The 23,345-nt window shown below is 31.7% G+C and carries 20 protein-coding genes and 2 pseudogenes; 9 read left to right on the top strand and 13 right to left on the bottom strand.

The window, feature by feature from the left end:
- Positions 1–34: 34 nt before the first annotated feature.
- The gene (locus MUA60_RS02835) at positions 35–850 is read right to left on the bottom strand and encodes a metallophosphoesterase (RefSeq protein ID WP_262650570.1); all 816 of its coding nucleotides are present in this window, start codon (positions 848–850) and stop codon (positions 35–37) included.
- Positions 851–1,124: 274 nt separating this feature from the next.
- Here MUA60_RS02835 and merA point away from each other — a divergent pair.
- The 3 genes and pseudogenes from merA to MUA60_RS02820 all read left to right on the top strand — a co-directional run bounded on the left by merA (position 1,125) and on the right by MUA60_RS02820 (position 4,863).
- Positions 1,125–2,437, top strand: a pseudogene (merA, locus tag MUA60_RS02830) (hypothiocyanous acid reductase MerA).
- A gap of 83 nt (positions 2,438–2,520) precedes the next feature.
- Positions 2,521–3,087, top strand: a complete 567-nt coding sequence (locus tag MUA60_RS02825) for an ATP-dependent Clp protease proteolytic subunit (RefSeq protein WP_262649596.1) — start codon at positions 2,521–2,523, stop codon at positions 3,085–3,087.
- 217 nt (positions 3,088–3,304) lie between these two features.
- A protein-coding gene (locus tag MUA60_RS02820) for an IS3 family transposase (RefSeq protein ID WP_262649595.1) occupies positions 3,305–4,863 on the top strand; the annotation gives its coding sequence in 2 pieces (ribosomal slippage) (positions 3,305–3,985 and positions 3,988–4,863; 1,557 coding nt in all).
- Between the two features lie 166 nt (positions 4,864–5,029).
- On the opposite strand, the gene MUA60_RS02815 is transcribed toward MUA60_RS02820, so the two are convergent.
- Positions 5,030–5,644, bottom strand: coding sequence for a TetR/AcrR family transcriptional regulator (locus MUA60_RS02815; RefSeq protein ID WP_262649593.1), 615 nt, complete (start codon positions 5,642–5,644; stop codon positions 5,030–5,032).
- A 159-nt stretch (positions 5,645–5,803) separates the two neighbouring features.
- Here MUA60_RS02815 and MUA60_RS02810 point away from each other — a divergent pair, with 159 nt between their 5' ends.
- Positions 5,804–7,099: a YhgE/Pip domain-containing protein gene (locus MUA60_RS02810; RefSeq protein WP_262649591.1), complete on the top strand. Its 1,296-nt coding sequence runs from the start codon at positions 5,804–5,806 to the stop codon at positions 7,097–7,099.
- A gap of 337 nt (positions 7,100–7,436) precedes the next feature.
- On the opposite strand, the gene mhqD is transcribed toward MUA60_RS02810, so the two are convergent.
- The 4 genes from mhqD to MUA60_RS02790 form a co-directional block, all read right to left on the bottom strand.
- Positions 7,437–8,027 (bottom strand): methylhydroquinone degradation carboxylesterase MhqD, encoded by a 591-nt coding sequence (mhqD, locus tag MUA60_RS02805; protein ID WP_262649590.1) that lies wholly within the window; start codon positions 8,025–8,027, stop codon positions 7,437–7,439.
- 20 nt (positions 8,028–8,047) lie between these two features.
- A complete protein-coding gene (locus MUA60_RS02800) occupies positions 8,048–8,653 on the bottom strand; it encodes a flavin reductase family protein (protein ID WP_262649588.1) in 606 nt (201 codons plus the stop codon).
- Positions 8,654–8,673: 20 nt separating this feature from the next.
- Positions 8,674–9,636 (bottom strand): ring-cleaving dioxygenase MhqE, encoded by a 963-nt coding sequence (gene mhqE / locus MUA60_RS02795; protein ID WP_262649586.1) that lies wholly within the window; start codon positions 9,634–9,636, stop codon positions 8,674–8,676.
- Between the two features lie 72 nt (positions 9,637–9,708).
- Positions 9,709–10,140, bottom strand: a complete 432-nt coding sequence (locus MUA60_RS02790) for a MarR family winged helix-turn-helix transcriptional regulator (protein WP_262649584.1) — start codon at positions 10,138–10,140, stop codon at positions 9,709–9,711.
- Positions 10,141–10,357: 217 nt separating this feature from the next.
- Between MUA60_RS02790 and MUA60_RS02785 the strand changes: the two are divergent.
- A pseudogene (locus MUA60_RS02785) lies at positions 10,358–11,263 on the top strand (PLP-dependent cysteine synthase family protein).
- The gene (locus tag MUA60_RS02780) at positions 11,256–12,398 is read left to right on the top strand and encodes an aminotransferase class I/II-fold pyridoxal phosphate-dependent enzyme (protein ID WP_262649582.1); all 1,143 of its coding nucleotides are present in this window, start codon (positions 11,256–11,258) and stop codon (positions 12,396–12,398) included. Before MUA60_RS02785 ends, MUA60_RS02780 begins: the two are co-directional and overlap by 8 nt.
- A gap of 328 nt (positions 12,399–12,726) precedes the next feature.
- Here the strand turns inward: MUA60_RS02780 and norA are convergent, their stop codons facing one another.
- Positions 12,727–13,872 (bottom strand): multidrug efflux MFS transporter NorA, encoded by a 1,146-nt coding sequence (norA, locus tag MUA60_RS02775; RefSeq protein ID WP_262649581.1) that lies wholly within the window; start codon positions 13,870–13,872, stop codon positions 12,727–12,729.
- Between the two features lie 153 nt (positions 13,873–14,025).
- On the opposite strand from norA, the gene MUA60_RS02770 reads away from it, so the two are divergent.
- Complete coding sequence (locus MUA60_RS02770; RefSeq protein ID WP_262649579.1) at positions 14,026–14,841, top strand: MerR family transcriptional regulator; 816 nt, start codon at positions 14,026–14,028, stop codon at positions 14,839–14,841.
- A 42-nt stretch (positions 14,842–14,883) separates the two neighbouring features.
- Here MUA60_RS02770 and MUA60_RS02765 read toward each other — a convergent pair whose 3' ends face one another.
- Entirely contained in the window at positions 14,884–15,903 is a 1,020-nt protein-coding gene (locus MUA60_RS02765) for a DUF418 domain-containing protein (protein ID WP_262649578.1), read from the bottom strand.
- A gap of 144 nt (positions 15,904–16,047) precedes the next feature.
- Positions 16,048–16,749, bottom strand: coding sequence for an alpha/beta hydrolase (locus MUA60_RS02760; RefSeq protein ID WP_262649577.1), 702 nt, complete (start codon positions 16,747–16,749; stop codon positions 16,048–16,050).
- A 130-nt stretch (positions 16,750–16,879) separates the two neighbouring features.
- On the opposite strand from MUA60_RS02760, the gene MUA60_RS02755 reads away from it, so the two are divergent.
- The gene (locus tag MUA60_RS02755; protein ID WP_316964800.1) at positions 16,880–17,509 is read left to right on the top strand and encodes a DJ-1/PfpI family protein; all 630 of its coding nucleotides are present in this window, start codon (positions 16,880–16,882) and stop codon (positions 17,507–17,509) included.
- Between the two features lie 41 nt (positions 17,510–17,550).
- Positions 17,551–18,450, top strand: coding sequence for a macrolide 2'-phosphotransferase (locus MUA60_RS02750; protein WP_262649576.1), 900 nt, complete (start codon positions 17,551–17,553; stop codon positions 18,448–18,450).
- A gap of 52 nt (positions 18,451–18,502) precedes the next feature.
- Here MUA60_RS02750 and MUA60_RS02745 read toward each other — a convergent pair whose 3' ends face one another.
- From MUA60_RS02745 to MUA60_RS02730, 4 genes are all read right to left on the bottom strand, one after another.
- Entirely contained in the window at positions 18,503–20,893 is a 2,391-nt protein-coding gene (locus MUA60_RS02745) for a CDP-glycerol glycerophosphotransferase family protein (protein ID WP_262649575.1), read from the bottom strand.
- Between the two features lie 11 nt (positions 20,894–20,904).
- On the bottom strand, positions 20,905–21,111 hold the full coding sequence (locus tag MUA60_RS02740) for a hypothetical protein (RefSeq protein ID WP_262649574.1): 207 nt from the start codon (positions 21,109–21,111) through the stop codon (positions 20,905–20,907).
- Positions 21,112–21,395: 284 nt separating this feature from the next.
- On the bottom strand, positions 21,396–21,719 hold the full coding sequence (locus tag MUA60_RS02735) for a hypothetical protein (RefSeq protein WP_262649573.1): 324 nt from the start codon (positions 21,717–21,719) through the stop codon (positions 21,396–21,398).
- A gap of 406 nt (positions 21,720–22,125) precedes the next feature.
- Positions 22,126–23,250, bottom strand: a complete 1,125-nt coding sequence (locus MUA60_RS02730; RefSeq protein ID WP_262649571.1) for a DegT/DnrJ/EryC1/StrS family aminotransferase — start codon at positions 23,248–23,250, stop codon at positions 22,126–22,128.
- Between the last annotated feature and the right edge of the window lie 95 nt (positions 23,251–23,345).

Genomic DNA, 23,345 nt, shown 5'->3' with positions numbered 1-23,345 from the left:
TATTATAATCATAAATTTTCTGCGATATATATTTTTATATTTCGATAACTTGTATTGTATTTTTAATTTCAGTTGCTAAATCAGTCGTTCGCCACTCTCTTTGATAACCGAGACATGGACATATATATTGAATACCACTTTCTTCTATTATATTACGGAAATGCACATGCCCCATAATACTGTATTTGATTGGGTATGCTTCATAGAACTTATCAAAGTCTGATGTACCTATAAATGCATTAAAATAATCAAATATTCTATGTGGCATTGGAACTGCAAATTTACGATTGGTCACAATATGCGTCATTAATATAATATTTTTATCTTTCACCTGTTCTAAATCATTTCTCACGGATTCGGCAGCTAATCGCGACATCTCTAAGTCTGACTTACCCCAATCGATATGTTCTTTATCTAACCATGTAGAACCGTAATATTTTCTACGTTCTAATCTTTCCAAACTAAATTTGTTTTGATCTGCAAAGCTATAATCATACCATCCACTGTGCCCGACAATCGCCCAATCTTCATTCACAATATATGGACTTGCCATAATACTTTCAGGCTGCGCTTTATAATATTCAAAAATTTCATAAGAACTTTTTTCTTCTTGGTCTTTTTTCCAATAATCATGATTGCCAGGTATAAACAGTACTTCAACTTTAGAATGACGCTTAACATTTTGAACAAACTGCATCGTCTGTAAATAATGATTTGAAACATCACCTGCTATTAATAAAAGGTCTAAATTCAAGTGAGTAATTTCTTGCGCTAAAATATATTCAAAATCTTGAGGAAAGTAATCTTTACTTCTATCTATATGCAAATCTGAAATGGTACCAATTCTCATATGCATGACCTAGCTTTCTTTAAAATAACGTTGTATATCAATTTTATATTAACATATTCTAACCAATTATTAGACATATCTATTGCCTCCTATGTAATTTGTAAATTCATTATAGTATTAAACGCTTTCATAATTAATTTAGATTTTTATGCATAAACTTGAAAACGGTAAAATAATAGAAAACTTGCTAACTGATATTGAAACATCCTACACAGATTTACATCTCCAAAAGCGTTATACTAAATATAAATCATCACAATTGGAGGTTTTGTTAATGAAACGATTTGATATGTTGATTGTTGGTTTTGGTAAGACGCTTGCTAAAGATTTTGCTGGGCAAAGTCAAAAGGTCGCGGTTATTGAACAAGATTCAAATATGTATGGTGGTACTTGTATAAATGTTGGTTGTATTCCGAGTAAGACATTGCTCCATGAAAGTCTAGAACATCATTCATTTTCTGAAGCAATGGATCGTAAGAAAGATGTTGTTGCTGCTTTAAATAAGAAGAATTTCAACAATCTTAATTCTGATGACAATATCGAAGTATACACTTATAAAGCCCATTTTAAAGATAACCAAACAGTGTTACTTTTAAATGATCAGAATGAAACGGTTGTAACGATTCAAGCGGATAAGATTGTGATTAATACGGGTACGCGTTCAAATATACCTAATATAGAAGGTATTAAGACTACTGAAAATATTTATGATTCTAAAGGCATTATGGCATTAGATCACTTACCTGAAACGCTTGTCATTATTGGCGCTGGTTATATTGCTTTAGAATTCGCGACAATCTTTTCTAAATTAGGCCGTAAGATTAAAATCGTACATCCTCGTAAGCATGTACTAGTAACTGAAGATAAAGATATTGCTTCTCTTATTTATGACGAAATTATTAGTCAGGATATTGAATTTATTGTGAAGCTGAAGTAACGGCCTTCTCTACCGAAAATAATTGTCCTGTTGTGCATACTTCTCAAGGTGATATAACTGGGGATGCTGTATTACTAGCTACTGGTCGTGTGCCTAATACTGATTTAGCTTTAGAAAATACAGATATCGAACTTGGAGATAAAGGTGAAATTAAAGTTAATGAACATCTACAAACTTCTGTAGACCATATTTATGCAGTCGGAGATGTTAAAGGTGGTCCTCAATTTACTTATATTTCATTAGACGATTACCGTATTGTCAAAGATCATTTAGTTGGTGAACATCACTGCACAACAGAAAATAGAGGTTATGTGCCTTATACAGTATTTCTAGATCCTCCACTTTCAAGAATTGTCTACACTGCAAGTAAAGCTAAGAAGAATGGTCACAATATTTTAGAGGGTCAAATTGAAGTGAAGAATATCCCTCGTCACAAAATCAATCATGATGACAGAGGTTTATTCAAAGTTGTTGTAGATGCAGATAGTAAACTCATTCTAGGCGCAAGTCTTTACGGCAAAGAATCTGAAGAATTGATTAACATTCTGAAACTTGCAATGGATCAACAAATTCCATATACCGTTTTAAGAGATAACATTTATACGCACCCTACGATGGCTGAATCATTTAACGATTTATTTAATATTTAATTTAGTCAAAATAGGTCAAATTATTTGAAATCAAAATCGCACTCGTTCACAATAGTAGTATCAATCATTATAGGAGTGATTTCATGTCTGAAGAAAAACATAACGAAAAAGATATACTTACTGAAAAGTTATTAGAAACACGTACGGTTATTATTAGCGGGGAAATCAATGATAAAGTGGCAAAAGAAGTCGGTAATCAACTATTACTATTAGAAGCAATGAGCGATGAACCTATCAATCTATTCATTTCAAGCCAAGGTGGTCATGTAGATTCAGGTTATTACATTCATGATATGATTAATTTCATTAAACCAGAAGTTAATATTATCGGTTCTGGTTGGGTAGTAAGTGCAGGCGTTATTATTTATTTAGCTGGTAAAAAAGAAAACCGCTACAGTTTACCTAATACAAGATTCATGATTCATCAGCCTTCTGGAGGTGTACAAGGTCAATCTGTTGAAATGGAAATCACAGCTAAAGAAATTATTCGTACAAGACATAAAATTAATGAATTAATCGCAAGAGAAACTGGCCAAGATATTGAAAAAGTAGAAAAAGACACTGCCCGTGACTACTGGTTAAGCACACAAGAAGCTAAAGACTACGGATTTATTAACAAAATCATTAAAACTCGTGATGAAATGAAATAAAATAACGTAACATGAAAGGCAGGGGCTGCGTTAGTTGCCCCTGCCTCTTCTATATTTATATAATGTGACCGGATTGTATTGGGTGGATAACTGCACGATATCTCTCAGTCTTCGTGCAGTTGAGCCTTATTTTGTACCCAAGCGCACGATATCTCTCAGTGTATTATTCCCTATAGAGTAGACATTAAAAAACTAAAACTCTATAGGGGGTATTTTTATGTATAAAACTAGACTACCTGTTAAACTGTATCAGGAAATCTTCGATTTGCATGAAAAGGGTTATTCCTTTCAAAATGTAATTGATAAGTTAAATTTAGATATTAGTGATAGTGTGATTCGATTTAAATATAAAGTGTATAAGCAACATGGTATAACAGCACTTATAAATAAGAATCGAAATAAAATCTATACACGCGAATTTAAAGAAAAAGTTGTTAAAGAATATCTAGAGACTAATAAGACGTATTCAGATCTAGCAGGCTATTACAATATTTCACATCATGCTACTTTAAAAAATTGGGTGGTAAAGTATACTGAAGGAAAGGAAAATAAACCTTATTTTCCATATCTGGAGGTAGACACTATGAATACTAGAAAAACAACATTTGAAGAGAGAATTGAAATAGCTAAATATTGTATTGAAAATAATAGAGACTTTAATAAGACAGCTGAAAAGTACCAAGTTAACTATTCACAAGTCTATAATTGGGTAAAAAAGTATGAAAAACATGGTGATATTGGTTTAGTAGATGGTAGAGGTAAAGGAAAAGGAAAACCAGTTGAAGCTTTAACTAGAGAAGAAGAACTTGAATTAAAAATAAAAGCACTTGAACAAAGAAATAAATTTCTCCAAATGGAGAATGAGGTATTAAAAAAGCAGGAAGAAATAGAGAGGCAGTTGATGAATCGAAAATCAAGCAAATAGCAGCATACAAGACAATCGAAGCATTAAAAGATAAGTATCCAATCAAATGGATATGCTCCGCACTTGAAATATCGAGAGCAAGTTATTATAAATGGAAAAACAGAGAGGTTTCAGAATCTGAAAGATTCAATAACGAATTAAAAGATGAGATTTTCAGGATTTATCATGAACATGATGGCATATATGGATATCGAAGAATTTATATTTATCTGAGATTATATACTAAATTCCAGGTTAATCATAAACGCGTATATAGAATTATGAAGAAGTATGGATTAAAAGCTGTCATTAGAAAAAAGAGAAGGCAATATAAACTTAGTAAGCCAGAAATCACTTCTCAAAATATCCTAAACAGAAAATTTACAACAAGTAAAGTTAATAAGGTCTGGTTAACAGATGTGAAAGAATTTAAATTGAAAAATGGATCTAAAGTGTATTTAAGCGCTATTTATGATTTAGGTGCTAAGAAAGTCATCAGCCATGTAGTCTCATCTCAAAACAATAATAAGCTTGTATACGATACCTTTAACAAAGCCATAATTAAAAGAAATACCGAAGGCATTATATTTCATAGCGACAGAGGATTCCAATATACGAGTGTTCTATTTAGAGAGATGATTAAAAATGCTTCTATGAAGCAAAGCATGTCTCGTGTAGGTAGATGTATTGATAATGGTCCTATGGAAGGCTTTTGGGGGTTACTCAAATCAGAGGTATTCAAAGACAAATCTCAAACATTCAATGATATAAAACACGCCACAAAGCAAATAAATGAATATATAAAATTTTATAATTCTAAAAGAATTTCATTAAAAATGACTGCGCTTATAAAAGCACAGCCAACATATTGATTACTTTTTTTAGTGTCTACTTGACAGGGTTATGTTCACAGTCTTCGTGCGTTATGTCTCCATTTTGTACCTTATCGCACGATATTTTTCAGTCTTCGTGCGCACAAGCCAGTATATTCTCTACCATCTACCAATTATATTCATATCATGATTATTTTCTTCTATATTACTTAATATTCTCATCTATCATACGTTTCATAATAGACAGTGGTCCTGTTGATGCGATTGTTGAGACATAATTTACGAGTTCTTCTACGGATACGCGATTTTCATCTGATACCCAATATTTGATTATCGACATCATTGAACCTACTACATAACTTAAGTAATAATTTTCTGGAATGCCAAATACATTATCTTTATTACCTATTAAATGCTTAATATTACTTCTCACAATATCTGCTAATTGTTCTTCGATTTGACTTTTACGTTCTAAGTTGAGAATCACTTGATAAAATTCTATATTATGCTCAATATGTGTAATGACATTTTTAATAATTTTATTCGCAAAGTCTTCAATAAAACGATCACTCGTCTTAGTGGATAAATCCATCTTTCTAATATCTACAAATCCTTTAATTTTCTCTATTTGTTCATTTTCCATTTCATCTAACAAAGCATATTTATCTTCATAATTTAAATAAAAAGTTCCTCTATTAACATCTGCTAAATCTGAAATTTGTTGTATCGTAATACGATCAAGGTTATTTTCTTTTAATAACTGGATAAATGCTTGTTTAATTGCTCTTTTACTTTTTCTTACGCGTCGATCTTCTGCCATTTTTCACCATTCTCCTTATTTTAATGAACAATTTTCATGTTTTTGTTGATTAACAAACGTATCGTAAACAATTGACGATTGTAACTATCTTAAATTCTATTATAATAAACAATGTTATTAATAATCAACACAACGTTCATTAAACAAGGAGGAAAAAATATGAATATTTTCAAAAAGAAACTTTTTTGGATGACACCTATTCTAGTAATCGTCATACTTTTATTATTAGCGATTGCTTTTATTCCAGCATATAATCCAGAACCTAAATCAGTCCCAATTGCGATTGTAAACCAAGATAAAGGTACAACAATGCAAGACAAAGATGTCAATATCGGGAAAACTTTTGCAGATAAAATTAAAGACAATAAAGATTTATCAGACAAAGTTGAATGGGTAGATGTAGATAGTAAGAAAGATTTAAAACAAGGCTTCAAAGACAACAAATATTATGGGGCATTAATTTTAGATGAAAATCTTTCAAAAGATTCAATGAGTAAAGTTCAAAAAACTGTACAAGACGCAAAAATTAAAGAAATGCAGTCACAAATGAAAGAAAAAATCGAAAGTGGACAAATTCCACCTGAACAAGCTCAAAAAATGCAAGAACAAAACAAAGTTGAACCTGTTAAGGTGAAACAAGGACAAGTTGAAATCATCGTTAACGAAGGTTCAAGCATGCAAGGTGCACAACTTGCGAACACAATGTTAACGACTATCGGTGATCAACTGAATACACAAATTTCTAAACAAGGTATCCAAACTCTAGATAAAATGGATGTCGATGTTTCAGCTTCAGATATTCAAGGTATCACAAATCCAATTAAAGTGGATAAAACAAACATGAACGCTGTTAAATCACATCAAGCTAACGGAAACTTACCACTCTTAATGTTCACACCAGTATGGTTAGCATCATTAGTTGGGTCAGTTGTTCTATTCTTCTCATTTAGAACAAGTAATAATATCACAATTAAAGACCGTATTATCGCTTCACTTGGCCAATTAGGCGGTGCAATCGTTACAGCATTAATCAGCGGATTCGGATATATTTACTTTATGACGCACGTATTAGATGTAACAATTAACGAACCAACTAAAATCGGTTTATACATTTCAATCGCAATCCTTGCATTCATCAGTCTAATCTTAGGATTTATGACATGGTTAGGTATCAAAGCTATTCCATTATTTATGGTATTGTTATTCTTTAGTTTGCAACTCATCATGTTACCAACACAAATGTTGCCACAATTTTATCAAGACTATATGATCGGATGGAATCCATTTAGACATTATGCAGAAACATTACGAGGACTATTGTATTTACACCACGATATCGAACTTAATAGTACAATGTGGATGTTTATTGGCTTTATCATCTTCGGTGGGGTATCAGCTATATCAGCAGCTATCCTTAGAAAACATAGCGAAAAAAGAACAGAAGTACCATCATAAAATAAAAAAATCTCATGTACCTGAATTATTCAGTGCAACATGAGATTTTTTATTATGTTATTTTTTCACTTTGAATCCTTGAGATTTGCTGCGCTAACGATCTTGTTTCGTTTTCTTGGACGTTAGAATTTCTAACGATCTTGTTTTCCACTCTTGATCGTTAGATAGCTCATTTGGTGTATTTATACTCATTTCCAACTACGATTTGGTGCGCTAACGATCTTGTTTTCCACTCTTGAACGTTAGCCACTCCTACTCCAACCCATACTCCCACCATACTCGCTCCCCACTCTCCCTCACACAAGAAAAGACCAGCTCACCCGAGCTGGTCTTCTTTTTATAATATTTCTCTTGCCTTAAGTACCGCTTCTTGCGTTATTTCATGACTGTTAACCCATGCTTCTGTCACGGTTGCGTTTCGTTCTTTAAATATTTCTATCACGCGCTCGCTTTGTGCGTTTGTAACGATTGGATCTCTTGCACCCATTGATAAAAAGACATTAAAATGAGATAAATCTTTATGATTATTTTCTAAATCTAATGGATAAAGTGGTGCAAAGAGTAATGATTTTTGAAATAGTGTTTGTTCTCTTAATATGAGATTAATCGCCATATTAGAACCATTAGAGAATCCTACTGGAATAACATCTTCTAATTTAAACCCATATTCTTTAGATGATTCTTCTATAAATTGATACAGTTCATGTCCTCTATATTCTAAATCTTCTAAGTCATATTGCCCTTCTCCGAGTCTTCTGAAATATCTAGCCATACCATTCTCAGATACTTCACCTTTAACACTCAAAATACTATAAGTCGGATCAAGCATTTCTGCTAATGGTAATAAATCTCTTTCATCTCCACCTGTTCCGTGAAGTAATGGAAATACTGGTTTACCTTGTGCACCTTGTTTAAAAATATGTTTCATATTTACTATCTCCCATCATATTATGGTCTTTCTATTGTGAATGTGTGTCCAATTTCAGCATAATCATTCCCGGCAAGTCTACTTACCGCATTGAGCTTTTCTTTATTAATATAGCCATCCTCATAAATACGCTCATCAAAATGATAATACTTTACTTCTAGCAGTAATAAATCTGAAATAGGTTGTCCGTCTTTTTCAATTACAATATCATCATATAGAACCACTTCAAATCGAACTTTACTTTGCTTCAAGCCTTTCACAGATACTTCAACTGAATCTACTGTTTCAAAATTCGTACGTTCGAGTTCACTCTCTTCATGACTTAACAAAGCTGCTGTTTGATTCGCATCACGCACATTATCTGTATCTACAATATGCACGACCGCTTCTTTATTCTGAATGATATTTCGTGCAGTATCTTTCATTTCACCATTCACTCTTTGTACTGCGATAGAAAGAATCGGTGGGTCTGAAGATACAACGTTGAAAAAGCTAAACGGTGCTATATTCAGTACGTTATCATCTGATTCTGTCGTTACTAATGCAATTGGTCTAGGAATAATAGATCCTATTAACAATTTATAGTTTTCTTTCTGCGATAAGACTTCTGGTCGTATCTCCTTCATCTTAACCACACCTTTTCTCATTAATGTTCTCTACTTGTATCAAAAGCTTTAATTTCAGATTCAATGTAGTCACGTTTTGCTTCTAAGAATGGTGGTAATGCAAGACTTTCACCTAATGTTTCATAAGGTTCGTCTCCCATAAATCCTGGTCCATCAGTAGATACTTCTATAAGAATATGACCGATTCTTGCGTATATCGCTTCAAAATAATATCTATCAACATTACCTGAGTTACCAATGCGAAGTTCGTTATATTTTTCTTCCCACGCTTTTATCGCTTCATGGTCTTTTAATCTGAATGACACGTGGTGTACTTCACCGTAACCTTGTCTTGCTTCAGGACCTTGGTCGTCTTTTCTCAAAATAACTTGACCACCGTTACCGCCTTCTCCAACTTCTAACAATGTTACGTTATCTTCTTCAATAATTGGTTTCATACCGTAAACTTGTTTCAATACAGATTTTAAGTCTTCATAATAGCTCACTGTAATTTCAATTGGTCCCAATCCATAAATTGCTTTATCTTCAGGTACTGGACCATTTTTCCAAGGAATACCTGGTTTAACACCTTCATTTAATTCATCTGAAATTAATTGATATCTTTGACCGTCTTCTTCTTCAAAGGGTAATACCTTTTTACCGAATAAATCTTGGATACCATCATGTTTAACGCCAAATTCTTCAAAGCGATTTAAATAATATTCAAGCGCTGCATCGTTTGGCACTCTGAATGCTACACGGCTAATTGAATTTGTACCACGACTACCTTTCGGGTTATTTGGAAAATCAAAGAATGTCATGTCTGTACCTGGAGACCCTTGATCATCTGCAAAAAATGTATGGTACGTATATATATCATCTTGGTTTACTGTTTTCTTAACTAAACGCATACCTAGTACTTGTGTGAAAAATTCATAGTTTCTTACTGCATCATTTGTCATGGCAGTTACGTGATGGATACCGATAAGTTCTGGATTACTCATTATAGTTTCCTTCTCTCTTTATTTTTATTTCGAATTCGAAATAAAAAGTTGTAAAAAAATTTGCGCTATCTTCTACTCAGTAGAATTTGCGCTTATTTTTTTAAGTGCTCTACGAAAAATCGCAAGCTCTTCGTCATCTAATATAGAAAATGCTTGTTCAATTGTTTCAGCATGTTGTGGAAAAATACGTTCCATCAATTCATGGCCACTTTCAGTCAGAACAGCATACGTAATACGTTTATCTTGTTCATCTTGTCGACGTGTTACATAGCCTTTCTTAACAAGTTGATCGATGACGTAAGTTGTACTACTGCTTGCAATTAAGATGCGTTGTTTTACTTTTTGAATAGGTTGATCACCTTTATGATACAAAAGTTCCATTACAGCAAATTCAGTAATATTTAAACCGTAGTTCTTCATATCTTGTTTAACAATACGATCTAACGTATCATTTGTACGTTTTATACCTACTAGCGCTTTTAATGATTCTTTCGTTCTATCCATGTTCATCACCTATTCAAATATTATTTCGATTTCGAGATAATTGTAACGCTCTTCCAAATAAATGTCAATGCTTTTGAGTATAAAAAATATACTAACTTTGTTTTTATTATATTTTTAATATTCTAACAAATTTAATTTAGTTGATTTTTAATAATGTTTAACCTATAATTCTTATTGAAAAACTAAGATATTTATTAATTTAAATTGGGGTAATGGGATGAAATCATTTGATTTAATCGGGAATACGCCACTTGTCTTATTGGAACATTACAGTACAGACAATGTGAAAATATTTGCGAAATTAGAAAGTTATAATTTAGGTGGCAGCATCAAAGATTGACTAGGCAAGCATCTGATAGAACATGCACTAGCTGAAGGTAATATTCGTTCTGGTGATACAATAGTTGAAGCCACTGCCGGAAACACAGGTATTGGACTTGCTATCGTAGCGAACCATTACAATATGAACTGCGTTATCTTTGCACCTGAAGGCTTTTCTGAAGAAAAAATGAATATTATGAAAGCTTTAGGTGCTGAAGTAAGAAGAACACCACGTTCTGAAGGTATGTTAGGTGCACGTCAACAAGCACAGTCCTACGCTGAACAATATGGCGCTTATTACATCAATCAATTTGAAAATGAACAAAATCCACAAGCATATGTTCATACTTTAGCGACAGAAATTCTTGAACAATGTCCAGACATCACACATTTGATTGCTGGCGCTGGTTCTGGCGGAACTTTTACAGGAATAGCTACAGTCATGAAAAAACATCAAGTACGTAATATCATTGTAGAACCTGAAGGAAGCATTCTTGCTGGTGGCGAAGCGCATGCTCACGATACTGAAGGTATTGGCGTTGAAAAGTGGCCACCATTTCTAAAGCGAGATTTAATCGATGATATTAAAGTCATTTCGGATCAAGATGCATTTACAAATGTATCAGGTCTTGCATTAAATGAAGGTATTCTTGCTGGTAGTTCATCAGGCGCAGCATTACAAGCAGCAATAGACGTTTCAAAACAAATCGAACAAGGACATATTGTCGTCATTTTTCCTGATGGCAGTGATAGATATATGTCTAAAAATATATTTAATTATGGAGGAAAAAATTATGAATAAAAAAACATTACTCATCCATGGCGGTAAAACAACAGATGCATATACAGGTGCGGTAACAACACCAATTTATCAAACAAGTACTTATGAGCAAGACGGAATCGGAAATTTAAGACAAGGTTATGAATATTCTAGAACAGCTAACCCTACTCGTACAGCATTAGAAACATTAATCGCGGATTTAGAACACGGTACTAATGGTTATGCTTTCGGTTCAGGTATGGCAGCAATCTCAGCAGTCATCATGTTATTAGACAAAGGTGACCATATTTTAATTAATTCAGATGTATACGGTGGTACTTACCGTGCATTAACAAAAGTATTCTCTCGCTTCGGTATTGAATTTGATTTTATCAATACAACTGATGTAAGCAATATAGAATCTTCTATTAAAGACACAACTAAAATGTTATTTATCGAAACACCATCAAATCCGTTACTTCAAGTAACAGATATTAAAGCAGCAAGTAACATCGCTAAAAAACATGACATGTTAACTGTTGTAGATAATACATTTATGACACCTTATTACCAAAATCCATTAGACCTAGGTGCTGATATTGTCCTTCACTCAGCTACAAAATACTTAGGCGGACATAGTGATGTTGTTTCAGGATTAGTTGTAACAGCTAACGAAAGTCTTGGAGAAAGAATTGGTTTCATCCAAAATTCAACTGGTGGTATTTTAGGACCTCAAGATAGTTATTTACTAACACGTGGTATCAAAACATTAGGTTTAAGAGTAGAACAAATTAATAGAAACGTTAAAGAAGTCGTAGCATTACTAAACAAACATGAAAATGTTGTTAAAACAATTCATCCATTAAATGAAGACCATGTGAATCGCGACATTCACTTCGAACAAGCTTCAGGATACCCAGGTATCATTTCATTTGAAGTCGCTGATGTAGAAAAAGCAAAAGAAGTCATTAAGCACACAAAATTATTCACATTAGCAGAAAGTTTAGGCGCAGTAGAAAGTTTAATTTCAGTACCAAGTCTTATGACACATGCATCAATACCAGCAGAAATTCGTCATAAAGAAGGTATCGCAGACGGCATGATCCGTTTATCTATCGGTATAGAAGATACAGAAGACTTAGTAGAAGACTTAAACCAAGCATTAAACCAAATATAATAAAAAGAAAAGCTGAGACAGCGGAAATTGACCGCTACCTCAGCTTTTTTCATATTTGAGATGTAGTGGATGGGTGTATTTGGTGTGGGATGGCGGTATGTGAGGTGCGTATGTTGCTTGTTTGGTCAATCTTGATAAATACAACGCTTCTATTTATCTTGTTTGGTCAATCTTGATAAATACAGACCTCCTAATTTTCTTGTCGCTCCCATTTCTATAAATACAGTCCGTACTATCCATCTAACCATCCCCAACTTACTCCTCACCCCCATATACTTCTCCAAAAAAGAAAGTCAGGGACATCACGCGAGGTGTCCCTGACTTTTTATTAGAATTTTAATTTATCTGGTCTATAAAATACGATGATAATTGAAGCGATGATAAAGAATGCCATGGCTATAAATAGTGGGAAGTCGATTTTAATATCGAATGCTGCTCCGGCTACTAATGGACCTATTAAGTTACCAACGCTAGTGGCAGCTGAGTTCAAGCCACCTGCAGTACCTTGGTTATTACCTGCTAATTTAGAGAAATAGTTTGTCATGGATGGTCTGATTAAATCAAATCCTATAAATATTACGAAACTGACTAACATCACTGTAATGTAGTGAGAGGCATATACAAATGCACCAAGTATTAACACTGAGTAGATTAATGAGAATAGCGTTAATTTTATTTCACCGATCTTACCGACAAGTTTCTCGAATAAGAATAATTGGAATATAACCCCTACTATAGCGCCACCTGTAATCGCGATAGAAATATCTTTCGGTTCAAAGCCTACTTTCTCTGCTGTATATAATGAGAACATTGTTTCTGTAGATGCTAAACCGTAAGACAATATCAACATAATGATGACGGGTACGACAAACACTTTATATGGAAATGGCTCTTTGACTTTTGGACGTGCTGTTTCATTCGAATCATCGTCACTTGCTTCTTTTAAAAGGAATATCGAGAATAACAAAGCGATGATGCCAAGTGCACCAGCAAAATAAAAAGGCATTCTATGCGAAATTTCTGCTAAGAATCCTCCTACACCCGGTCCAACTATGAACCCTGTATTAATAACGGCTGACATATAACTAAAGTTCTTTGCTCTATTTTCTGAAGTTGATAAATCACCAATCATACCATTTACACCAGGCATGACAAACGCTGCACTAATGCCACCTAATACTCTTGAAACTAAAAGTATTGAAAATGAATTACCCATTGCGAAAATAAATTCTGAAATGGAGAATAACAGCAGGCCGATAATGATAATAATTTTTTTGCCAAACTTATCTGCAAATCGTCCTCCGAACGGTGAAGCGATCATTTGGAACATTGCAAATACTGCGACCAGCATGCCTAAATCACTTCCATTTAAATCTAAATCATGCAAAATTGTAGGCAATACTGGTATGACAATACTAATACCTAAAAACATTAAAAATATATTAAAATATAAAACGTTTAACTTATTATTCATTTTAGACCTCCTTCTTCATTACTTTTACAAATATTAAGTGATTTTCACTATATTCTAATCTATTTATTTTGATTTGCATAACATAATGCAATCTTTAATATATACAATTTATAGTGTATAGTAACTATACAGTCAATAGGAGGAACTTAATTTATGCAAAAAATTAATCAAATACCTATAAGTGAGTTTGCAAGCTTAACAAATGTTAGCCGTCAGACACTCATATACTATGATAAAATCAATCTTTTCAAACCAGATTATAAGAACGAAATTGGGTACCGATATTACTCCATTAAACAAATTGAACTTATAAGTGTAATAACTTTATTGAAAGAACTCGGCATGCCATTAAAAGAAATTAAAGAATATACACAAAATAAATCACCAGAGCACTTTTTAAATTTGATGACGCAACAGAAGAAAACGATTCAAGAACAGAAGAAGCATTTAGAATACAATGAAATGATCATTGATAGTAAGATTCAACTCATCAGAGATGCTATGGAAACTTCCTTTGATCAAATTAAAATTGAAGAATATGATGAAATGACTTTCTATATCAGTGACAACATCGCGAATGCTTCAGAACTCGATTTCTTAATATCGATTAACCAGTTTATTGATGAGCTGAAATCACACGAAATTTTTTCTAGTCAGCCAATCGGTGTCGTAACGCACAAAAATGATATTTTAAGTGGTAATTACTATCATTATAGTTACCTATATGTGAATACCCCAAATTCTAAAAAGCACTACAAAAATACCGTTACGTTAAAAGGGAAATATTTAGTCGGTTATTATATAGGCATTGATGAACATGTTGAAGAAGCGTATAACAAAATGTTAAATAAAATAGATGAATTGAATTTAAAGATGGGTGAATATGTATATGAAGAATATGTATTTGATTCAGTTATTAAAAATAATGAGAATGAATATATCACTAAAATTATGATTGAAGTCATGTAAAAAGCATAGACTCCGGGATATCATATCCCAGACTCTATGCTTTTATTTTATTGGAAACATCTTAAAATACGTACCAATTTTCCATAAGTATTCTAACGGACCATATTTAAAGTAACTTAACCATAAACTTGAGAATATTAGCTGTATGACAAGAATGATTAAACAAAGATTCGCCGTATGTATTAAACGACAATCTGATAATCCTAATCCATAGCTAAATAATAGTATCAACAACGTCTGTCCGATATAATTCGTAAGTGCCATTTGCCCATACGTTCTTAACGGTTTCAATAATTGTTGCACGACTTTATATTGTAACAACGTGACGAGTAAACTAAAGTAACATATCGTCATGATAGGACTCAAAATTAAAATAAATTGATTTGTTAAAGCGTATTGTTTCAAATATTGTGCTTCAGAAATACCTGTATATTTAATCGCTTGATAAGAAGCGCCAACGTAAATTTCATTTAAATAATAGATGCCGATTACCGAAATGATCATCGAAATTACCGCAATAATGGCATAATACTTTCTATACTGGAACATTTTTTGATGTAGACCAAATTGAGCAAATGTTAAACCTAAAGTGAACAGTGGAAGCGGCATTAATATTTTTCCACCTAAGCCAATCGCTACGCATAAGAGCACGATACCGATTGCGAAATTCACCCACTTATTCACTTTAAACAGTGGTAGTAGCACTAAACCAAATATGGCGTATACGAGCAATACCTCTCCCGGTTGGAGTTGCATATGCCCTAATCCTGACAGCGCCAATATCACAATTCTTCTCAAGTAAATTACATATGGATGTTTACTTTTCGCTTTTGCACGATTAATAAAAATATAAAAACCAACACCAAACAAAAATGAAAAAATCGACATAAACTTTGATTCAATAAATATATCTAAAAACTTTTGATAACGAACTTCTACTATTGAAAAATCAAATGGTACTTGTATAACGCTTGAAACATTAAGAAAAATAATACCTAATAAAGCAAATCCTCTAATATAATCTAATTGATAAATACGATGATTCGATGCAGTCGGATTCATGACATATGCCTCCTTTAATTCCTTGTTATAATTTATCATTTATACAAAGAAATACAACGAACAATATTGTCACATGCCCTGTCACATCGCATTAAAAAAGACTTAGACACCTCATCATGTCTAAGTCTCTTATAATAATCACATCTAAAACAACGTATGAATTGCTTTGTCGAAATATTTTTCAAAGTATTCATGTCTATGAATGCCTTCTTTATCTGTTATAAACGTTAAAGTCGAATCATCATGAACCAGTTTCTCTTTCACCAATTCAACGGCTTCATATGTATTCGGTACCATCCATTTTAAAATATTAGGATATTCTACTCCTTCTTGCTCTCCTACATACCAATAAATATGACGTGGATACGCTATTGGTTTACTATTTTTAATGAAGTCTAAAAAGTTCGGATACCACATAGAAGCAGACATTAAAATATAGCTACCAAATAAGTGTGGACGTGTTAATAAAGCATATAATGAGACTAACGCGCCGAATGATCCACCACCGATTGCTAAATATTCCGCTTCATCAAAGATATGATAATGTTCTTTAAGAAATGGTATTAATTCAAATTCCAACATATCTAAATATTGATCAGCATCTCCCGCATAATGTGCTTGATCAACTTGCTCTTCCCATGGTGTATATTCCCTATTTCTATCAACCGGTTCAATACCGACATACATAATATCTCGTGGCTTATCTTCAATCAGTTTATTAAATATATAATCCCCGTCTTGAACGATTACTGTCTTGAATGGTTTAGGATTTTGTTCATCATAACCAACTGGCATAGCAACCGTTACAAATCGATCATTCCATAAAAATTTTTGTACAACTTGCATAACTTTTCACTCCCGTTATATTCCCTTCTATAATTGAGAAACGTTATCATTTATTACATCATACCACAAATACCGTTAGTTATCATTTGCATATGAGATGCCTTTGTATCATGATAAAAATAATCTTTAAATAAATTTAACAAGAGGTGTTATTTTTATAAAAAAAGCGTTAATCGTTCTTACAGAAGCATATGCAGATTGGGAAGTCAGTTACGTTGCTGCAGAACTCGCTATGTCACACGGGTTTGAAATCGATACAGTATCATTAGGTGAATCAACTGTTACATCTATCGGGCAGTTGAAGACAATCGTTGACTATACAATAGATGACATTAAAGACCCTTATGATGCTTTAATTATCATTGGCGGTAACAATTGGTCACAAATTGAAAATGAACAACTCGCACAACTCATTAAGACATCATTAGACAACAATATCGTTGTAGGTGCAATATGTGCAGCTGTTGACTTCTTTGCACGAAATGGATTACTTACGGGATATAAACATACAGGAAATGATTTAAACCAATGGACGACAGAAGAGCACTACAAAGCCTATACAAACGCATTAGACTTTATGAATGAAGATAGTGTTGTTGATAAGAACCTCGTCACAGCAAACGGATCTAGTGCAGTAGACTTTGCTTTTAATATAATTCGTGCATTAGGACTTCTAGATTACAAAGAAGCGGAAAAACAAAAATACTTTTATAAATCAGGTTATGTATCTTATAAAATGAAATACGGAGAAATTGGATAAGAAGCGAGAAATATAAAAATAACCTTTAAGGAGCTCTCAATATGACACAACATGAAAACATTGTCACGATTGCCTCACAATGTGGTTTAGATATTCAACCTGAATCAATTTCGATAAATGAATCAGGGCTTGATTTTCAAGTAGCATTTGCTGAAGATAGACATGGTGTTGAATGGGTATTACGTATACCGAGAAGACCAGAAGTGTATGAACGAACAGACTCAGAAAAAGAAACCGTAGACTTCGTACAACAACATGTATCATTTGAAGTACCTAACTGGCAAATTCATAAAGAAACATTAATTGCATATCCTAAACTAACAGGCGTACCTGCAGCTACAATTGATCCTGAATTACAACAATACGTATGGGAAATTGAACATAAACCCGTACCTCAGAATTTTATTGATACATTGGCAGAAGTACTTGTTGATTTGCATCGTATAACAGAAGAAGAACTCGCTTCAAGTGATATCAAGACGACAACGATTCAACAAATTAAACAAGATTATCAAGAACGCATGTATAAAGTGAAAGAAACGTATGGTGTCTCCCCCGACCTATGGAATAGATGGCAAACATGGTTAGAGAATGATAAGCTCTGGCCAAATCATGTCACGATGATACACGGAGACTTGCACCCAGGACATATTATGGTGGATAAAGAAGCAAATGTAACAGATCTTATAGATTGGACAGAAGCCAGTCATGCAGACCCGTCCAATGATTTTATGGGACATCACCGTGTATTTGGCGATGAAGGGCTAGATGAGCTAATAGAAGCTTATGATAAAGCAGGAGGCACGACATGGCCATATATGAAAGAACATATTATTGAATTGAATGCAGTGTTTCCAATGTTTATCGCTGAATTTGCGCTTGCTTCAGGAGAAGCGGCATATGAGAAGATGGCAAAGAAAGAATTAGGCGTTGAGGGGTAAGATAGCATCAAAAAGGTTAGGACAAAAATAATGTCCTAACCTTTGAATAATTTTATTTCAAATTTTTTACTATGCTATTATAAATTCTTTCATTATTGGCTTGATCAATATGTTTAAAGATACTGTCTTTTTCTAACTCTACCTTTTTAAAGGTATCATTAATAACATAATCATATATTTGATTAACTAGTTTCTTTTCATCATAGAAGATGTCTCCTAAGAAAGTCTCATGAATCGGTCTTAAAATACCTTTTCTAAAGAATCTTTCAACATCAAAATGATAGAATATAACCGGTTTATTCATATAAGTAAAATCAAAACTTACACTACTATAATCAGTTATTAATAAATCATGTTCTATAAGTAAAGATTGAACCGTTTTTTCACCAAGTTCTATATATTGAACTTTTATTTCATTATTCATTAAGAATAACTTAAAGTAACTTTGCGCTCTATAGTGAGGATAGAAATTAATTTCAACATCATTATTTTCAATTAACTGATTAAGTTTTTTGTTCTTAATCAAACTTAAATATCGTTCTAAATACTCACTATTTTCAAATGCAAAATCACTATTCAACCAATCACGCCAAGTAGGCATTATCAATATTTTTTTAATTTTTTTGTTATCATTAGCTATTGGTAAGTTATCAAAGCGTGATAAACCAGAAATATAGACATTTTCTTTGTCATATCCCATTTCATTAACTACGACATCATATTTTTCACTCATACTACTTACATTAAAGATATCAAATGGTAAATCATAGTAGTTTTTATGATATTCTACACTCTTTCTCCCAAGAACTCCATGCTGCAAGAAGACTTTTAATGTGTCTTCATATCCAAAGAATCCTTTTGCTGGCTTATATGGAAGTATATTTTCAAAATCATGTGTACTTGCAAGTACCTTTGCTTTACTAGCGATTTTAAAATGCTCTAAAGATCCAAATTTCAATACTTTTTTATTATGTTTGATATTTTGATAATCTAAAGCATTTTCATCTATAACATAATAAGCATCGATTGAAGTATTTTCTCTCAACCAATTAAAGAAGACAATTCCATTATCTTGAGCTGTATCGAATCTTTCACCGATTAACCAGATATTAGGATTTTTTTCATTATTACTCATAACTTTCAATTGATTACCAGTTATAGAAAATCTCTCGAGTTTAATATTTTTAAATGGTGTAATTGTGCTAAGGTAGTATACTTTTTGGTTACTTTCTTCAATAATTTTACTAGAAAAATACGTATCCTTTTTATACTTAGCAGTTCTATATCTAATTTTTTCTCTTCTTACAATATCATTTTGTTCTCTTATCGTTATAAATAAGTCTACTACAGTTTTTGGCTTAGAAATAATTTTTTCAATTTCATCATAATTTATATCTAATACAGTTTCACCAGGATTAATGTAATATTCTAACGTTTCCTTACTATAACGTTCCTCAAAAGCTAAAGTAAATGTACAATGATTATAAATTTCATCTGCTTTAACAAAGAAATTGATTTTATTATCATTTATATAATTAACACCATTCTTAAAAAATGGTTTTCTATATTTAATGAAAATACCGTTATCTGATGTAAATCTTATATAATAATATTGATTATTAATGCTTACAGGAACTTCATGAATTAATCGCTCTTTTTCTTCTTCTTTAATACTATATATAACTTTACGATCAGTATCTTTTTCTATAGCTTCAATATATAGATTTTTATTAGCTCTTGTTTCTGTAAAAATACTATAAGGTATCTTAGATACAAGTTTATCACCATATGTTTTAATAGAATATTTACCGATAATTTCATTATCATTACCTAGTAAAACAAAATTATGGTATTCCTTAATTTGATCATTACCTATATTCTTCAAGTTAATTATAAAACCATATTTATCTGGGGATTCATTAATAATTATATCTTTTGCTTTAAAAACTTTATGAAATACAAAGAAGCTATTTTTATTAATTTCTATATAGTAATGATATAAATTAAAGCTATACTTATTATCAAATTTTGCTCTATAAGCAAAATTATCACTCACTAAATACATAGCCTTATATTTTTCCATAGCTAATGATTCTATTTCATTTATTGGAATTGTGTAGTTTGATTTACCAGCAGCTTGAAGAGGAATCTCTGTTTTATTAGATCCATTTATTAATAGAATTTTAGTGAAATTATATTTACTATCAGTTTGAAAGTTAAAGTTAGATTCGTTAAGATAAGGCTTTAATGAAACTTTTTCATTCACAAATGAATATTCATCATTTAAGCTTTTGATGTACATATTTTTTACACATTCAAATTCGCATAGGTGATTATTTAATGTTAAATACGTTGTTCCTTTAGTTTTATTTCTAACCCATAATTTTTTACCATTATAAAAACAATTGATTTTAATAAATGTTCCATTAGATTCAAAATTCAACAACTCTTTGTCTATTTCAACTCTAACACGATTAGTACCAATTTTTTTACCATAGTTGGAACAGTTTTATTTTGAATACGCAATGCAAAGAGGTCAATATTAAACACTAAATAGTTCTTGTATTTAAATTCAACAACAACCTTATCTGTCTTATCTTTAATAGATACACAGTCAAATCTCCTAACAAGCATATTTTTCAATTTATATAAAGCACTCATATATTTACCTCGTTTACCTTTAATTTACCCTTTATATGTCCAAAATTAATCTTTAAACCCGCTTCTTCTACAATTAAATTTTAAATACAATCAACAAACATAATGTATATAAAATTTATTAATAGACATTAAAAATTAAATTTTTACAGTGACATTAATAATACTAACAAAAACTTTACAAATGTCTATATATTTTTTAAAATTCCTACCATTTCAATATGGTTTATATACTCTAAAAATTCCTATTTTAAAACAAAAAAGTTATATGCAAACCACACTTATAACTACTTTTCATTCTTAATTTTTAATGACTCCTCAAAAGCCAATTCTGCTTTTTGATAATTAATGCTTCTTGGGATTATTTCTTTTTTAACAGCTTCATTGTATGCATTCATCTTAGTTTGTTCATCTTTGTTACTATATATAACCTTAGATACATCTTTTTGAGTTTTAATATTTAACGCTTTATCTTTCTTTTTACTAGTTTGCTCAGTCTTATTTTTCTTAGAATCTTTTTGACCATTTGAGTTATTATCTGTTGTCATCATGAAATAAGCCGAAAACACTGTTAAACAAAAGATAAAAGCTACAAGAATAATATTTTTCAATGAAGTACCCTCCCCACTTCTAGTGAATCAATGTTCTTATTAAACTACAATTCTTTACTTTTGTAAAATTGATTTTTACAATTTTAATTAAAAATTAAGATTACTGAAAAATGTAAAGAATCGCATTTCATTTATCCAATATTTCTCAATAAATTTTATTAACAAAATAATTTCACTCAATGTAAAATAAAGGAAAACAAAAATAATACCCCTTCTTATTAACTTGATAAGAAAAGGTATTATTTTATTTTGTTTTTAATGTTAGTTTGGTAACTATATTATAAACATAATATAGTTACTGGAGGGGGTCCTTGAAACTAAACTTCACACTAAAAAACTAATCTTAATCGTTCTACATTTCTAATATTGATTCTGTTTCATCAGTAACGCTAATTTATTTATTACTTTAAAAATTCTTTATAACGTCTATAACTTTCTTCAACTCTTCATTTGTCATATTTGATCCAGAAGGTAGACACAATCCATTTTCAAATAATGATTTAGCATTATCATTATTTTCAGGTAAATAGTCATATTTCTCATATAATGGTTGAAGATGCATTGGTTTCCATACTGGTCTAGCTTCAATATTATTTTCCTGCAAGTGGTTAATTAAATCCGTCGCACTAAATCCTACTTTTTCTTCATTAATAGTTAGTGCTGTTAACCATCTATTTGATTTAAATCCTTCTAAATTAGGTTGGAAATCAAATCCTTCGATTCCACCTAATTCTTCATGATATATATCGAAAATTTCTCTTCTTCTATTTACTCTATCTTCCAATACTTCCATTTGGCCTCTACCAATACCTGCTGAGATATTACTTAATCTATAGTTATAGCCTAACTCACTGTGTTGATAATGGAGAGCTTGATCACGTGCTTGAGTAGATAAAAATAAAGCATGTTCAATATTTTCTTTCTTATTTGAAACAAGCATTCCGCCACCACTAGTAGTGATAATTTTATTACCATTAAAAGAGAATATTCCGTAATCGCCAAAACTACCACTTTTTCTTCCTTTATATTCAGATCCCAATGATTCAGCAGCATCTTCAATTAACTTAACATTAAACTTTTCACAAAGTGCTATTATTTCATCCATTTTAGCAGATTGACCATATAAGTTTACCACTATTACAGCTTTAGGAAGTTTCCCAATCTCATCATATTTTTCAAATGCTTTTCTTAACGCATAAGGTGACATATTCCATGTATCATTATCTGAATCAATAAATACAGGTGTTGCATTTAAATATAGAATTGGATTAGATGTAGCACAGAATGTTAAAGATGAGCAAAATACAATATCCCCTTCACTAACACCACATTCAATTAGAGCTAGATGAATAGCAAATGTTCCACTACCAAGAGCTAAGCTGTGATCTATATTTACGTAATCACGAACTGCTTTTTCAAACTTAGTTACATTTTCACCTAAAGGAGCTATCCAATTTTGTTCAAATGCATTATTAATATATTTCTGTTCATTCCCACCCATATGAGGTGAAGAAAGTAGTATTTTATTCATACTTTTCACTTCTTTTCTAAATATTTTATTTCATTAATCTTATTTATACAATAATAACTATGATGAATGGGAGCAAGGTATCAACGTAAAAATTA

Source organism: Mammaliicoccus sciuri (assembly GCF_025561425.1).
Taxonomy (GTDB): domain Bacteria; phylum Bacillota; class Bacilli; order Staphylococcales; family Staphylococcaceae; genus Mammaliicoccus; species Mammaliicoccus sciuri_A.
The sequence above is the reverse complement of the archived record's forward strand: the minus strand, read 5'-3'. Positions and strand labels throughout refer to the sequence as shown.

What these genes read in the sequence shown, in the direction of transcription:
- MUA60_RS02835 (WP_262650570.1), bottom strand. Translation starts at nt 850, where the DNA reads ATGAGAATTGGTACCATTTCAGATTTGCATATAGATAGAAGTAAAGAT.
- MUA60_RS02825 (WP_262649596.1), top strand. Translation starts at nt 2,521, where the DNA reads ATGTCTGAAGAAAAACATAACGAAAAAGATATACTTACTGAAAAGTTA.
- MUA60_RS02815 (WP_262649593.1), bottom strand. Translation starts at nt 5,644, where the DNA reads ATGGCAGAAGATCGACGCGTAAGAAAAAGTAAAAGAGCAATTAAACAA.
- MUA60_RS02810 (WP_262649591.1), top strand. Translation starts at nt 5,804, where the DNA reads ATGAATATTTTCAAAAAGAAACTTTTTTGGATGACACCTATTCTAGTA.
- mhqD (WP_262649590.1), bottom strand. Translation starts at nt 8,027, where the DNA reads ATGAAACATATTTTTAAACAAGGTGCACAAGGTAAACCAGTATTTCCA.
- MUA60_RS02800 (WP_262649588.1), bottom strand. Translation starts at nt 8,653, where the DNA reads ATGAAGGAGATACGACCAGAAGTCTTATCGCAGAAAGAAAACTATAAA.
- mhqE (WP_262649586.1), bottom strand. Translation starts at nt 9,636, where the DNA reads ATGAGTAATCCAGAACTTATCGGTATCCATCACGTAACTGCCATGACA.
- MUA60_RS02790 (WP_262649584.1), bottom strand. Translation starts at nt 10,140, where the DNA reads ATGGATAGAACGAAAGAATCATTAAAAGCGCTAGTAGGTATAAAACGT.
- MUA60_RS02780 (WP_262649582.1), top strand. Translation starts at nt 11,256, where the DNA reads ATGAATAAAAAAACATTACTCATCCATGGCGGTAAAACAACAGATGCA.
- norA (WP_262649581.1), bottom strand. Translation starts at nt 13,872, where the DNA reads ATGAATAATAAGTTAAACGTTTTATATTTTAATATATTTTTAATGTTT.
- MUA60_RS02770 (WP_262649579.1), top strand. Translation starts at nt 14,026, where the DNA reads ATGCAAAAAATTAATCAAATACCTATAAGTGAGTTTGCAAGCTTAACA.
- MUA60_RS02765 (WP_262649578.1), bottom strand. Translation starts at nt 15,903, where the DNA reads ATGAATCCGACTGCATCGAATCATCGTATTTATCAATTAGATTATATT.
- MUA60_RS02760 (WP_262649577.1), bottom strand. Translation starts at nt 16,749, where the DNA reads ATGCAAGTTGTACAAAAATTTTTATGGAATGATCGATTTGTAACGGTT.
- MUA60_RS02750 (WP_262649576.1), top strand. Translation starts at nt 17,551, where the DNA reads ATGACACAACATGAAAACATTGTCACGATTGCCTCACAATGTGGTTTA.
- MUA60_RS02740 (WP_262649574.1), bottom strand. Translation starts at nt 21,111, where the DNA reads ATGAGTGCTTTATATAAATTGAAAAATATGCTTGTTAGGAGATTTGAC.
- MUA60_RS02730 (WP_262649571.1), bottom strand. Translation starts at nt 23,250, where the DNA reads ATGAATAAAATACTACTTTCTTCACCTCATATGGGTGGGAATGAACAG.